Genomic DNA, 14,203 nt, shown 5'->3' with positions numbered 1-14,203 from the left:
TAAGCAAAGGGATAGAGAATGGTAAAATAAAGGATTTATCCTTCCATTAAAATGAGACATCATATTCCTTGTCTATGCTTTCTCCCTCAGCCCGTCCAGCATTTTTCTCGCATAAATGACCCCGATAATAACGGAGGCAATTTCGACAGCGATGACTACCGGATAGTCGGCATATCCTTTATAAACGGAAAGGACCAACAACACGACCGTCAGCAATGTTCCGACCACAACGCTGTAGGTTACTCTCGTAAAGAAGATGATAAGCAAAAATGGCACAATGATTCCCGATATAATTTTTACAACCATCCACATCCCTCCTTTCGTCCTCTGAACGTCCAACTGGAAAAATTAAGATAAGACTAATCGCACAACTTATCTTAAACATACTCATGTAAGCAGTTAAGTGTTTAAGGAACCAATAAAATTTCCCCCGTACTTCTTCTGCTTTCTAAATAGCGATCCGTTTCTGCTCCTTCGCACCCTAAAATGTACGGCGTCTAGAATGAACCGTCTTAAATCAATGCTTTTACTCCCTCTAAAAGAAGCCCGATGACAAAGCCGCAAACGGCCCCATTGACCCGAATCCACTGCAAATCTTTCCCTATATTATTTTCGACCATATCAATAAGAGTAGCGTTATCCAGCTTGTCAAGGTTTTCTCTTACAAGCTTGCCGATTTTCGAGTGGTTCTTCTCAATAAGAGAAACAAGTTGCTTTTGCACCCAGTCTTCAAGGCTATCCATTTTTTCCGGATCTTCTTTGATTTTATCGATTAAACGCTTTAAAAAGGGCAAAACATACCGGTCGCTAAATTGTGGATCTTGAATGAAGGTTAATGCTCTTTGCTGGAGCTCCCGCAAAACCCCGCTGATTCGCTCGGCAGGCTGCCATTCATCGACAAGTTTATCCTTCCAGCCATTTATCGCTTTTAATTTTTCTTCATGTTCCTTTATGTCTTGCAGTTCTTGGCGGATGCGTGAAAGCAAGGCTTGTCTATGCTTGTTGTCTGTATGGCGCAGCTTGCTTATATTTTTTAGAATAAATGTTTGAAGAATATGGCCGATTTTTTCTTCATTGATAAAGTTCTTCACGGAATTAAGGGCAAACTGCAAAAAGCCGTCTCCCTCTATATTATCTAACAATTGGGAGGCCAAATTGCCCAACTGATTGCTCGTTTCTTTTTTCGATGCCCACTTTTCGGCTTCTGCAAGAATATAATCGACTGCTTTCTCATCATATCCGTGAATAAGAGCTTGATTGACAGCGGCTTGCAGAACCTCCTCCGTTTTCATGGAATAAAGGTACTTCTTTATTTCCTTTTCAATGAAAGGAGAAGCCTTCTCCATATCAAGATGACGAATCATTTGATCCAGCATAGAAACGATGCCCTTCTTCACCGTATCTGAATGAAGCTCCTTCTCCAAAATTTGAAGGGTTTTCTCGGTAAAATTCATTTGCTTCATTTTATCCGTGATGCTTTCTTTTGTCAGCCACTCGTTTTCAAGCATGGAAACGAGTGCATCTGTCATCCGTTGACGATTTTTAGGTAAAAGAGCCGTATGGGGAATCGGTAAACCGAGCGGATGCCGAAATAAGGCAGTAACCGCAAACCAATCAGCCAAACCACCTACTACCCCCGCTTCAAATCCTCCATGCAGCAGCCTCAAAAAAACAGATTCTTGAAAAGGAATGGTTGCGAGAAAACCGGTTCCCATTATTCCAAGAGAAAAACTGGCTAAGTATTTTGATTTTGTTCCTTGTTTTGACATTTTCATTCCCTCAGCTTTTAGTATATAAATTTACTATAACGAAATAGAACGGAAATAACAAAATAAAAGCAGTTATTTATCACCGGATACATGGTGAATAAAGCGTCCATCTTATATCAAAATGAAATGGGTACCCTCTAATCCGCCTATGTCGTATTATCTAACATTTAATATCATGTTCGTGATGATAGTTTGAATTTTTGTTGAGGATACAGCTCTATCTAATGAATTTCTTTGATCCAAGAGGATGCTAGGCCAATTCAAGTTTTAAAAAGATTTTAACTGGATATAATAAATATGCAAAATTAAATTGTAATTTTGTGTATTTTTCACATACTAGGAGGCAATAAAAATGGAACGTGGTAAAGTAAAATGGTTTAACAGTGAAAAAGGCTTCGGATTCATCGAGCGTGAAGGTGGAGAGGATGTATTTGTTCACTTCTCAGCTATTCAAAGCGAAGGTTTCAAATCATTGGATGAAGGTCAAGAAGTTACTTTTGACATCGAAAATGGCCAACGTGGACCGCAAGCGACAAACGTGCGTAAAGTATAATTGACGATACAATAAACAAACTCTAAATTCCGAGTCTGTTTTTATTTTAGCTGGATTAACTAAAAAAGGGGGTGACCCCAAAAGAGGAAAAATTACCCCTTTCGAGTCATCCCCTGCAAAATGGACCCTTATATGAATGCAGTAATACCTCTTTTTGACTCCGCATTCGCTTGATTCTCCCTTGCGTTTTTTATTTTGGAATTATGATACATATTTTAGGCCTTGTAGTTTATACACCACAAGGCCCGCAATATTACTTCTTTATTCAATTTCTGTCTCAAATACTCGATTGAAGTTCTTGCGTACCAATCAGGTTCTGCTTGTCTCGTATGGAATCCTACTTCCATATTGGAGTATTCCTCATTTTAACCTGCTTGTTTCTCAGAAAGATGACCGCTTTCATTTTGTTTTCCTTCATTCGGCAATTTCATAAATTTCATCAAAAACGCACCAAGAAAATACAAGCCAGCGAATATCCACATGACCCCATGAACACCGATACTGCCGATGAATGCTCCAACGATAGCCGGTGCGATAAAGTAGGACATTCCGGCACCAAAACTTACAATGGCCATTGCAGATCCTTTTTTCTCAGGTGCCAACGATGCGACCAGGGCTGAAAGTGGAACAAAACCACAAAGAACAATTCCCATGATAATACCCACAATATTCAAGGCCAAGAAACTGCTGCCAAAAACTTGCGGCGTGTAAAGCATAACCAGTAACATGACACCCATGCCAAAGCTGCCAATCCACATAATCGTTTTGCGCCAGCCCAACCATCTATCACTAATGTAAGGAATGATAAGGTTAAATACGATATTTGCAAACCACATGGTGCCCCACATCTGCAGAAACTGTTCAGTGGTGAATCCATATTTAGAAGACAAGTACATCGGGAAAAAGATAGGCAATGAACCAATACCTGTCGAATTGATAATCCGGACTATTCCGCCTATCGCAACTTTCGGCTGTTCGATACAAATGGTAAATCCACTCAATAAGCTTTTTAGCTTTTCCTTCGCATTTCCCTTTTGCTCTTTTCTTATATCGTCTTTCACCACGATAAGGCCAATAATACCACCAATCAATACCCAGGCTACTGCACTCCACAACAAGCCGATATATCCAATCTTTGGTAACATGTAGGCTGGAAAATAACTGCCCACAACATAAAGCCCGCCGCTCCAAGCTGCCCAGAACAGACCTACAGCTGTAGCCAAAATGCGATCAGGACTGCGATAAGTAACCCACACTAAGAAGGAATAGCAAAATAAAGGATAACCCAATCCCCTAATTCCATAAGTTGGTAACATGATAGCGTAACTGTTTAGCTTTAAACCATATTCAATAAATAGAACCTGACCAATTAACCAAGTAACCAGTCCTATAATCATTACTTTCCTTGGTCCCCACATTTCGGTGAGTACACCAGAAAAGTAAGATGCGATCGCCAACACGGCTCCATATACGGCAAAAAGAGTGGCAGATTGTTGAACAGTCAATCCCTTTTCGATAAGATACGGAGACAACCATGCGTGCTCGAGACCGTCACCCGCCATAAAGATGAGCGTGGCGACATAGCCCCAAATTACGGCGACCGGCAATCCCGCGATATTTCGTTCCTTTCTTGTAATCGCGTTCATTTTATTCACCTCAACATTGTGTTTTATCCCGCATTAACGGGCAGTAAGACCCCCACTTCAAAACCTAGCGAAATCGGAGAAGTTTAAGCGGGGGATAACTGCCCGTAAAAGCCCGATAAGTCAACTAACCATCAGTGGGGGATGAAGGAAAACCCCCTACTGATGGAAGTTTCCTTTATACTTATGGCGTCTAATCATGCTTATAGGTAAGGCTCATCATGATGGGGACGGCCTCGAACGGCTGATGTCAAATACTTGTATGGAAACCATGAACGATACGCGCTTATGCCCACCACATTTCTGTTGGTTGTTCTTTAAACATGATTCCTTTTAATAAAGAAACAGCCTTGCCTAATCCTTCATCAATGGATGCTAACATGTCTTCATGCTCGATCGAAACGACATGATCATAGCCAACCGCACTGAGAGCGCTTAAAATATCTTTCCATGCCTTTTCACTCTGGCCGTATCCCACTGACCGGAATGTCCAGGAACGATTCAAAATATCACTATAATGCTTTGTGTCCAGTACACCATTTACATCGATATTGGCTTGATCCAAATAAATGTCTTTCGCATGAACATGGAAGATCGCCTTTTCTTTCCCAAGCTTTTTAATCGCTTCAGCAGGATTGATTCCCTGCCACACAAGATGGCTTGGATCGAAATTCGCTCCAATGGCTGGTCCTGCATGTTCCCGTAATTTCAGCAGTGTTTCCGGATTGTACACCACAAAACCCGGATGCATTTCAAAGGCAATTTGATGGATGCCGTGAGATTCCGCAAACTTGGCTTCCTCTTTCCAATAAGGAATCACCACTTCGTTCCACTGCCAATCGAGCACCTCTGAGTATTCCGGCGGCCAGGAACAGGTGACCCAGTTTGGAAACTTCGCATTTGGGTGATCGCCCGGGCATCCTGAAAATCCGTTCACAACAGGGACCTCAAGACGCTCCGCTAACATCACCGTTTTTCTCCACACGTCATGGGATTCAGCCGCGAATGTTTTATTAGGATGGAGAGGGTTTCCATGGAAGCTTAACCCGCTGATCACGATCCCCCTGCTTTCAAGCGCCCGCTGAAAAGATTTTACCTTTTCCGGATTGCTTAATAGCTCATCCGGATTACAATGGCTGTTCCCCGGATAATTGCCCGTCCCCAATTCAACGGCCTCTACCCCGATTTCGGACAGCTTGTCCAGCATTTCCTCAAAGGGCAGGTTTTGATAAAGAACGGTAAATACACCTAGTTTCATGAGTGGACCTCCTGTTCTACTTGGACTTTCACCCATTTTTGCTGTTCATGACTTTCTAAAATGGCATCGGTAATGCACATCGATACATGTCCATCTTCAAATGTCGCAAAGTTCTTCTCGTCATTTAATGGATCCTTGCCTTCCCGAATGAATGTATAGAAATTTAACATCCCGTTTTTTAACGCATCCGGCCAGCCTTCATTATGGCCTCCAGGGTGATGAATGGCTGAGCGTGCTTCCGGTAAAAATAAAGCAGGATCCGCCTGAAGAACTTCGTTTGGTCTGTCTCGATGCCCGATCCATAATTTCTCGGGCTCTTCCTGGTTCCAGTAGGCTGATTTTTGACTGCCGTTGATTTCAAAGCTCAGTCTGTTTTTCCGTCCGGCACTGACCTGGGAAACCGTAAATACGCCTCTTGACCCGTCTTCAAAGCGCACAAGAACGGATGCATAGTCTTCTGTATGGATTGGAACATCTTCATATGTTTCTTCCTGTGCCTGCTGTGCCCCAAAAGTAGCTACATTCGATGTAGATTTTTTCCTTACCGGTATCACGGTTGCCAAATCAGCGAACACTTCGACAATTCGTTTGCCGGTTACATTTTGAACGGTGTCACACCAGTGGGATCCAATGTCCGCTACTGCCCGTGATTTTCCACCCACTTCAGGAGCTAAACGCCAGTTAAAATCAGTCTCATATAACAGCCAATCCTGCAGATAGCTGCCGTGTACTAAGTTAACCTTTCCTATCTCCCCGTTTTTGATCATCGCTGCCAACTGTCTAACAACAGGAAATTGCCGATAGTTAAAGTTCACACCATGTACGACCTTATGCTCTTTAGCAAGCGCCAACAATTCCGCTGATTCCTGACTGGACATGGCTAACGGCTTCTCCGATAACACATGCTTGCCCGCTAAAATAATCTCTTTATTAATCCCAAAATGAAGGTGATTCGGAGTACAATTATGAACTACCTGGATTTCGCTGTCTTGCAGCATGTCGCGGTAATCGCCGTAAGCTTTCGGAATCCCGAGTTCAGCGGCTTTTTTTTCAGCCGCCTCTTGGCTATTCTCTGCCAACCCAACCACTTCGACAAATCCAAGCCTTCTGATGGCTTCAATGTGAGTAGGCCCGATAAAACCCGTACCAATGATTCCAACCTTTACTTTTTCCATTTTTTTCTCCCCCTCAACAAATGATATTTTTTCTAGCTTTTGATGGCTTTCTTTCCAAACGCAACCGCTAAGATCATGATTAAGCCCGTGATGATTGGTTGACCCACATCAAGGCCCGTGATAATCAATCCGCTATTAATCGTTCTGAATCAAGAACCGCACTTCCATTGAATGATTTTAAAACGCTTTCATTAAAAGCATTGATTGTTTCAAACCAAATCACCCTGTTTTTGTATAGAGGCCACTGCCCTATCAGCAGCCTCTATACAGATTTCTACTTAGCTTCTACTACATTTTTCGTAAGGCTGACCCATTCACCTTTTTCAGCTGATTCAAGGATGGCATCAGCAATTGCTTCGACACGATACCCATCATTAAAGTTTGGTGAAGCCTCTGTATCTTCTACGATGGATTTAAAGAAATCATATGTTTCAATGATTTTAGTTTCTCCATACCCAATACCTAGTGCAGGAATTGGCCATAATCCTTCTCCGTATGGATGGGCCGGTCCTGTATAAACTGTACGGAATCCTTTCGCATCGGCCGGATCGTCAGAGAAGCATACTTGCAGTTCATCACGGCGTTCATAGTTGAAGGCCAGGGAACCTTTTTCGCCATGGATTTCAAAAGTCAGGTAGTTATTACGGCCCCACGCATTACGGGTAGCTTCAATGCTTCCGATTGCGCCATTGTCAAACTTGACCATTGTAATGAATTCATCATCTACATCTACTGCGCCTTTCGGTACATCCCCTGTACTTTTCACTGTCCCCAATTTGTCTACGCCGCCTGTTTGAATCGGTCTTTCCGGAATCCATGTTTTTGTCATCGCATTCACGTCCGTGATTTCACCGACCAGATAACGGGCAAAGTCGACAACATGCGTTCCGATATCACCTAAAGCACCGGATCCGGCAACTTTTTTCTGGAAACGCCAGGATAAAGGGGAGTTTGGATCAGCAGACCAGTCTTGCAGATACGTACCGCGAAAGCTGAGGATTTTCCCGATTCTTCCTTCTTCAATGTATTTTTTCGCCAATGCCACAGCAGGTGTTCTTCGATAGTTAAAGGCAACCATATGTTTGACGCCGGCTTCTGTTACGGCCTCTAACATGGTTTTTGCTTCTTCAGCCCCTAGTGCCAGCGGTTTTTCACAAATAACGTGTTTGCCAGCTTTTGCGGCGGCAATCGCAATTTCAGCATGCGTATTATTTGGAGTGACAATATCAATGATATCGATATTAGGATCGTTGACTACCTCTCTCCAATCCGTGGAATAATGTTCAAATCCCAATTTTGCGGCGGCATCTTTTGCCAATTCTTCTGTTACATCAACGATGGTGTGGCGATGAGGGATCGCTGGTGCCGGCCAAAAGAACATCGGCATTCCTGCATATGCAAGTGCGTGCGCTTTCCCCATAAATCCTCCGCCAATCATACCTACGTTAAGTTTTTTCATTTTTGTAATCCTCCTATAAAATTAAATTAGTAAACCATTTATTAATCTCGGCTATCCGTTGAATGACACCCGGAGCATTCTGATTGTAAACAAGTTCCCATGAATCTAAGACATTTTCTTCTGTTATCTTTAAAGATGGGACAGCCGCATATAACAGCGCTTTCTTTGGTCATATAGTAACCGTAATCCAAGCTCTTTTACAATGCTTTCTCGAAGCTTGATAAAAAGTCACGGCTAATCTCTGCCCCTTTTTTTGGATCTGCATAGCTGTCCAATTCAACGGTAATCCAATCATCGTAACCAGCCTCATTTAACAGCTGAATCATTTCATCGAATTTTTGGTGCCCTTCTCCTAAAGGTAAAAATTCTCCATTATGATAATCTTTAAAGTGGATGTATTTAATGCGATCCGCATACTTCTTGATCACCTCTACCGGATCACCGCCGCCTGCTTCAATATGGGCCGTATCCGGACATAGATTGATTGTCGTCAGCGGCATAAGCTTGTCCAACTGATCAGGGGCTTCCACACATGTTCCTAAGTGCGGATGATAACTTGGAATAAGATTGTATTTTTCTGCAATCGCTACCACTTTATCAAGAGCTTGACCCAAATCGGCGTAATCGCTTTCTATAATGCCATTCGTGCGAACAGCCCCTCCGCCGACAACCAAATGCCGTGCGCCCAATTCAGAAGCAAGAGCCGCCACTTCCTCAATTTTTAATAATTCCTCTTCTAAAATGTCCGGGAAGATAAAATTCCCACCTGTGTAAACACCAATAAAATCTAGAGAATATTGATTCAGTAACGCTTTAAATTCTTCTTTTTTATCTTTGAATTGCATCAAATTCCCGTCGAAAATTTCAAATCCTTTGTATCCGGCTTCCGAAATCTCTTTTAAAGCTTCTTCCGTTGAACCATTCGCAAGGTAATAAAGATCTTTTATCGAAGTGACTCCTGCAGGGTGTCCTACTACTCCGCCCCATGTATTTGTTTGATATCCTAATTTCATTGTTTCTCCTCCGTTTTCGGATAATTTTTATCGTTGGGTGATTGATGAAGGATCGATCCCATCCTCCTTAAAATGGCAATAAACTCAAGAGTCATAAAGTTGCAATCATCCAATAAAATTGTAATCGATTACATTTCAGAGAGATTTTATAAAAAATTATACTTCACTTCATTGGAATTCCATCTATAATCATCCAAAATCGATGTAATCGATTACATCAAACTCTAAAAAGAAATGAACCTTATTTTAATTGAAATGGCCGTTATTATATTTCCAGCAGGATTTTGAGGCTTCTCATAAAATACATTTAGAGCAGGAATCTCGTATCATAAATTGATTCTGGTGCATAGATTGATTTTTCTCTATTCCTCCCTTGTGCACTTTATTACTATCTTTTCTTTTTATAATTTGTATATTGTTTATGAAACTATTGTAATCGATTACATCTTAAATTTCAACTCTTTTAGACAATTTTTGATATTTTTATATAATCAGTTTCGGCATTTATTCTGATCACTAACCAAAGAAGCAATTAATGAATGGCCTTATTGGCAGATTTAAAGGAAACTCACACTCTATATTTTACCAAACGGTTTTTACAACAGAACCATGCTGGAATCCCATTACTCCCTCAAATTATAATAAACTCCCGCGAGTCATAAAGTTACAATCATTCGAGAATGTTGTAATCGATTACAATCGGTTTTAAAAGAAGATAACATCCCCTTATTTTTTCCGAAAGGGTATGTTATCTTCTCATAACATACATGGAGAGCATGAATCCCTTATAATAAGTTGGTCCTCTAGTATATATTGACTTTTCTCTATTTCTTCCTTATTCATTAATCTTATCAGTAATTCCATTGCTTTGGTCCCTATCTCAAAAGCTGGCTGTCCAATCGTTGTGAGTGCCGGTTCGAAAATGGATGAAAATTTTATATCATCAAACCCCATAACAGAAAGATCATGAGGAACACGTAATCCCTTTGACTTTGTAGCTTTTATGGCTCCGAAAGCCATCTCATCATTCGCTGCAAACACTGCCGTCGGGGGATGATCCAGAGCTAAAAATTTCATCATCATATTAAAACCGCTTTCATAAGAGAAATCACCTTCTTGGACCAAAATCGGCTCAACCGTAAGATTATGCTGGGCCATCGCCTGGCAATACCCCTTTAATCGGTCCTTCCCCAACACACCATCGAGAGGGCCCGATATAAACCCTATTCTCTTATGTCCCAGATTAATTAAATGTTCGGTTGCTTTTCGGGCACCACTAACGTTATCGATGGAAACGGTCGGAATATTTGAGCCTTCTATATATTCACATGCAAGAACTACCGGATATTCGAGAGCCATTTCCTCTATTATCTTCGATTTCATTCTTGCTGTTAATAAAACCAGCCCATCTGCCTTTCTTTGGCGAAGTATGTTTAAATATCCATTTTCTCGTTCGACATCATTTCCTGCATCCACAAGCAAAACCTGATACCCATTTGCCACCGCTACAGACTCTATTCCTCTTAGCACTTTAGAAAAAAAGGTGTTCGTAATATCCGGGACAACGACTAGAACTGTTTTGGTTTCTAGCCTTCTTAGCTGCCGGGCTAATGCATTCGGCTGATAGTTCAGTTCTTTAATGGCTTTTAATACTTTTTCAGTCGTTTCTTTTTTTACAGTTTCAGGCTTACTTAACACTCTCGATACTGTAGCGGTGGAAACATTTGCTTTTTTTGCTACATCTTTAATTCTCACCATTTGACGACTCTCCTTTCCTTATATTTTTCTGTGGATTTATTGTAATCGATTACATTACGAATTACAATTGTTTTTAGAGATTTTTTGGCGCTTTTATATAGTTCGGAGAAGTCTCACAGGAAATCATTCATATCCCCTTTCTGATTATGCTGCAACTATCATGAACTAAAAAAGATAGTGTTGTTTGAGACTATAACACCCAATGATGCCTGCACAAAAAAAGAGAAACGGCTGACTCTATAAAAGTGCGCCGCTTCTCTTTCCCGATTTCACCTTCATTCCGATAAATCATGACATGCTTCCATCAATAGATGAAACGATTCCGGTTAATGATGAAAAAACATAATATTTATACCGCTTCGGGCTCGCGATCTTGATGACTTTGTACAAACAATACGCCTAGCTCGTGGTGCTCACCGTCGTATAAGGCGCGCTGGACGAAGCGTACTTCTCCATTTACATCATTCACTTCCAGTTTACAATAGGCACGGTTTAACTGAAGGGCATGGTAAAATTCATTCACATTGGAGACTGCCACGCCATTGACTTTGACAATCACTTCTCCAACCTTCATTTCCATCTTTTCAGCAGGAGACTTGGGAATAACCCCTAAAATGACGAGACCTTTTTCTCTTTTGGAGAAAAAGAATGGAGCATTTTCATCTTTCAACTTTTGCTGAATGCTAATAAATTCACGAATTAAAATCGCAATGCTTGCAATAAACACAGCCGTAATCGGGAAGAAAAAGGCAGCCGGCACTGACAACATTACAGCTATACCGAGTGCCAGCACTCTTTTACCCGTATTTTCGATTGATTCAGACGGGAGCATTCCCTGTACCTTTTGGAAAAATCCGATTCCGAATGGAACCAGAAAAAGGCTGAACGCTTCACCTTGAAGCGATAAGGTCGGCCACCAGGAAAACAGTTTTACAAGCCCATCCCCCGGAATCAACAATAACACTGGAACTCCCCACAGTTTTTGCGAGAAGTGTGCTCCAATCGGAAAGCCCCGCTTGCTTTTCAATATGGCTGGAGAGGTGCCTTTTCCTCCAACTTTCCAGATTAAATACCCTTCAGCAAGGAGCAATAGAGCGAGCAATGCGACTAGAGAAGATAACGGTGCTTCTTGTATATCGGTAAGCCATGTTTTAAGCGGCCCTTCCGCCGCTAGGCCTTCGGGCAAAAGAAAGGCAATGACCATCGTAAAACCAATTACATAAGCAGGCGATAACCAGCGAAACGTAAACGGTCCGCTAAGCAGCACGGTAATCAATGACAGCAAAGCAATGATGCCGATTGGTATGTACACGCCTGCTATAAACGTGATGATCGACAAAACGATTCCGATCAAAATCCCGGGGAAAAACAAGTATTTAGACTCTAAAACAAAATCAAACACACGCGTGTGAAAATATTTGCGCTCGCGTTTTACGCGTGCCTGTCCCACAAAAAATGCTACCATGATGAAAAAATATGTCAGCGGGTGCAGAAAAAAGCGCCCTATCCCGTGCAGTCCTTCTGTTATAATCTCCATCTCCACTCACCACCTATCATTTCTCTCTTCTATATCAATCTTTCGGAAACATCTGCAAGAGACATACATTTATTTTAACAAATGGTTTCGTCAAAGAACAACGGTCCTTATTACATTTTTCATTTATATTCATCCACATAAAATATTTGACATGAGCAAAAAACGCCCACGTCAAATATTTTACGCGTAAGCCGTTGACAAGCTCCCTTGCGGTCTCTTGACAACGGCTTATACGGGAACCTTTTAGTATATTCCGGATGCAGAAACAGAAAAGCGCGAACAGGGGAAGAATCGATAGAAAATATTAAAACATTAACGTGAATTGATATAAAAAATTTGTTATAAGTTTTCTGACTGAATGTAAAGTTGCCGATTGATCGTTTAACAAGTGGGTCGTTACAAAAAGAAAGTGTCTTGAAAGTGTGATATCACACTTTCCGGACACTTTCCCGAGACTTATTTCTGGCTGATTAATTTAATCGCTGTTTGCAACTGGCGATCGTTCTTTTCTGATTTGATTTGCTCCACTAATTTCGTTTGGATGACAGAAGCCGTCTTCTCATCGATTTTTCCGGTTACATCCAGCTTGTTGGCCTGCTGGAATGCTTTGACAGCCGTTTCCGTCTGCTTATTAAAGTAACCGTCCGTACGGCCCGGTTCAAATCCCAGCCCTTTTAACATTTCTTGCGCGTTTTTGATTTGGTTGTTATTCATATCATACGCGAGTGTTTTTTCCACTTGAATAGGGTTGGCATAATAATAATCCGGCTGCTTCACTTCAACCGTTGGCTTGATGCCTTTTTCATGGATCCAATTGCCGTCAGGCGTCAGCCATTTATAGAACGTTAATTTAATGTTACTGCCGTCTTCCATTGGAACGGCCTGCTGAACGGTTCCTTTACCGAACGACTTTTCACCAACAAGATCATAACCGCCCGCTTCCTTTAAGGCACCGGCTAAAATTTCAGATGCAGAGGCACTGCCGCGGTCAATCAATGCAACAACCGGATAGTCTTTCTTTTCTTTTAAAGGAGAGAAAATTCGTTGTCTCTCGCCATTACGCTGTTCGATTTGAACATATGGCTTTTCGGACGTAACGAGTTCCTTCAAGATATCTTCTACACTTTGCAAATATCCGCCCGGATTCCCGCGAACATCAAGGATAAGGCCATCGATTCCTTTTTTCTCAAGCTTTTGCAGCTGCTCTTTAAACTCTTTTGCTGTCGACTCTGAGAATGACGTGATTTCCATGTAACCGATTTGCTTGCCGTTCGCTTTTTTCACAGATGAATAAACGGTTTCAAGCGGAATTTCATCTCGCTTCACATTGAGCTTTAATATCTCTTTCACGCCTGGACGCTGCACTTCCAGCTTCACGGTAGAGCCTTTCTTGCCGCGAATTTTTAATACGGCTTGATATAAGTCCAATCCTTCAAGACTTTTGCCGTCGATGCGAACAATTTGATCATTTGGTTTTAAGCCCGCTTTTTCGGCCGGAGAGTCTTTAAAGGGGGCCACGATGGTCACTTTTCCCTCCACCATGCTCACTTCCGCTCCGATTCCTTCAAACGACGAATCCAGTGATTGGGTAAACTGTTCGGACGTTTCTTTATCCATATACACGGAATATGGATCTTTTAGTGTTTCGACCATTCCTTGAATGGCTCCATCCAACACCTTATCCTTATCGACATCTTTATAATACTGGGTCGAAATCAGGTCATAGGCCTGTCTGATCTTTTCAAAATGCTGATCTTCAGATGCATCCTTGACTTCTCCTTTAACCGGCAGTGCGACTTGATTACCCACCGCAAGATTTTGCCCAAACTGCTGCAAACCGAAATAGGTCCCGCCAGCACCTATCATTAGCGATACAAACATTAATATGGCTACTAGTTTCCGATTCAATCGCTCTACCTCCCTAGCCCGCATTATCCCTTCCTATTATAAACAAAAAAAGTTGAACTATGTAAAATTTTTCATTGTACGAAAAGGCATCACACAAAAGGTGTGATGCCTTTGTACAACTATATGATAA

11 protein-coding genes are annotated in these 14,203 nt (G+C 41.7%); 1 reads left to right on the top strand and 10 read right to left on the bottom strand.

Annotated features, from left to right (window positions below; genetic code table 11):
* Positions 1-72: 72 nt before the first annotated feature.
* Positions 73-306 carry a DUF2198 family protein gene (locus ACFOU2_RS24720; RefSeq protein WP_377918987.1) on the bottom strand — a complete coding sequence of 78 codons (234 nt, stop codon included), beginning with the start codon at positions 304-306 and terminating at the stop codon, positions 73-75.
* A gap of 206 nt (positions 307-512) precedes the next feature.
* Positions 513-1,769 carry a DUF445 domain-containing protein gene (locus ACFOU2_RS24715; RefSeq protein WP_377918986.1) on the bottom strand — a complete coding sequence of 419 codons (1,257 nt, stop codon included), beginning with the start codon at positions 1,767-1,769 and terminating at the stop codon, positions 513-515.
* A gap of 352 nt (positions 1,770-2,121) precedes the next feature.
* Here ACFOU2_RS24715 and ACFOU2_RS24710 point away from each other — a divergent pair, with 352 nt between their 5' ends.
* On the top strand, positions 2,122-2,322 hold the full coding sequence (locus ACFOU2_RS24710) for a cold-shock protein (protein ID WP_377918985.1): 201 nt from the start codon (positions 2,122-2,124) through the stop codon (positions 2,320-2,322).
* A gap of 365 nt (positions 2,323-2,687) precedes the next feature.
* Here ACFOU2_RS24710 and ACFOU2_RS24705 read toward each other — a convergent pair whose 3' ends face one another.
* The 8 genes from ACFOU2_RS24705 to ACFOU2_RS24670 form a co-directional block, all read right to left on the bottom strand.
* Entirely contained in the window at positions 2,688-3,968 is a 1,281-nt protein-coding gene (locus ACFOU2_RS24705; protein ID WP_377918984.1) for an MFS transporter, read from the bottom strand.
* A gap of 283 nt (positions 3,969-4,251) precedes the next feature.
* Complete coding sequence (locus tag ACFOU2_RS24700) at positions 4,252-5,223, bottom strand: sugar phosphate isomerase/epimerase family protein (protein WP_377918983.1); 972 nt, start codon at positions 5,221-5,223, stop codon at positions 4,252-4,254.
* Complete coding sequence (locus ACFOU2_RS24695) at positions 5,220-6,398, bottom strand: Gfo/Idh/MocA family protein (RefSeq protein ID WP_377918982.1); 1,179 nt, start codon at positions 6,396-6,398, stop codon at positions 5,220-5,222. The genes ACFOU2_RS24700 and ACFOU2_RS24695 overlap by 4 nt, the downstream gene beginning before the upstream one ends.
* Before the next feature lie 274 nt (positions 6,399-6,672).
* On the bottom strand, positions 6,673-7,857 hold the full coding sequence (locus ACFOU2_RS24690; protein ID WP_377918981.1) for a Gfo/Idh/MocA family protein: 1,185 nt from the start codon (positions 7,855-7,857) through the stop codon (positions 6,673-6,675).
* Between the two features lie 197 nt (positions 7,858-8,054).
* Positions 8,055-8,870, bottom strand: coding sequence for a sugar phosphate isomerase/epimerase family protein (locus ACFOU2_RS24685; protein ID WP_377918980.1), 816 nt, complete (start codon positions 8,868-8,870; stop codon positions 8,055-8,057).
* 756 nt (positions 8,871-9,626) lie between these two features.
* A complete protein-coding gene (locus ACFOU2_RS24680) occupies positions 9,627-10,628 on the bottom strand; it encodes a LacI family DNA-binding transcriptional regulator (RefSeq protein WP_377918979.1) in 1,002 nt (333 codons plus the stop codon).
* Between the two features lie 349 nt (positions 10,629-10,977).
* Positions 10,978-12,165, bottom strand: a complete 1,188-nt coding sequence (locus ACFOU2_RS24675; RefSeq protein WP_377918978.1) for a PDZ domain-containing protein — start codon at positions 12,163-12,165, stop codon at positions 10,978-10,980.
* Positions 12,166-12,621: 456 nt separating this feature from the next.
* Complete coding sequence (locus ACFOU2_RS24670) at positions 12,622-14,073, bottom strand: S41 family peptidase (protein WP_377918977.1); 1,452 nt, start codon at positions 14,071-14,073, stop codon at positions 12,622-12,624.
* Positions 14,074-14,203 lie beyond the last annotated feature (130 nt).

The sequence above is a fragment of the Bacillus songklensis genome, from assembly GCF_042649685.1.
In the GTDB taxonomy this organism is placed as follows: domain Bacteria; phylum Bacillota; class Bacilli; order Bacillales; family Bacillaceae_H; genus Bacillus_BA; species Bacillus_BA songklensis.
The sequence above is the reverse complement of the archived record's forward strand: the minus strand, read 5'-3'. Positions and strand labels throughout refer to the sequence as shown.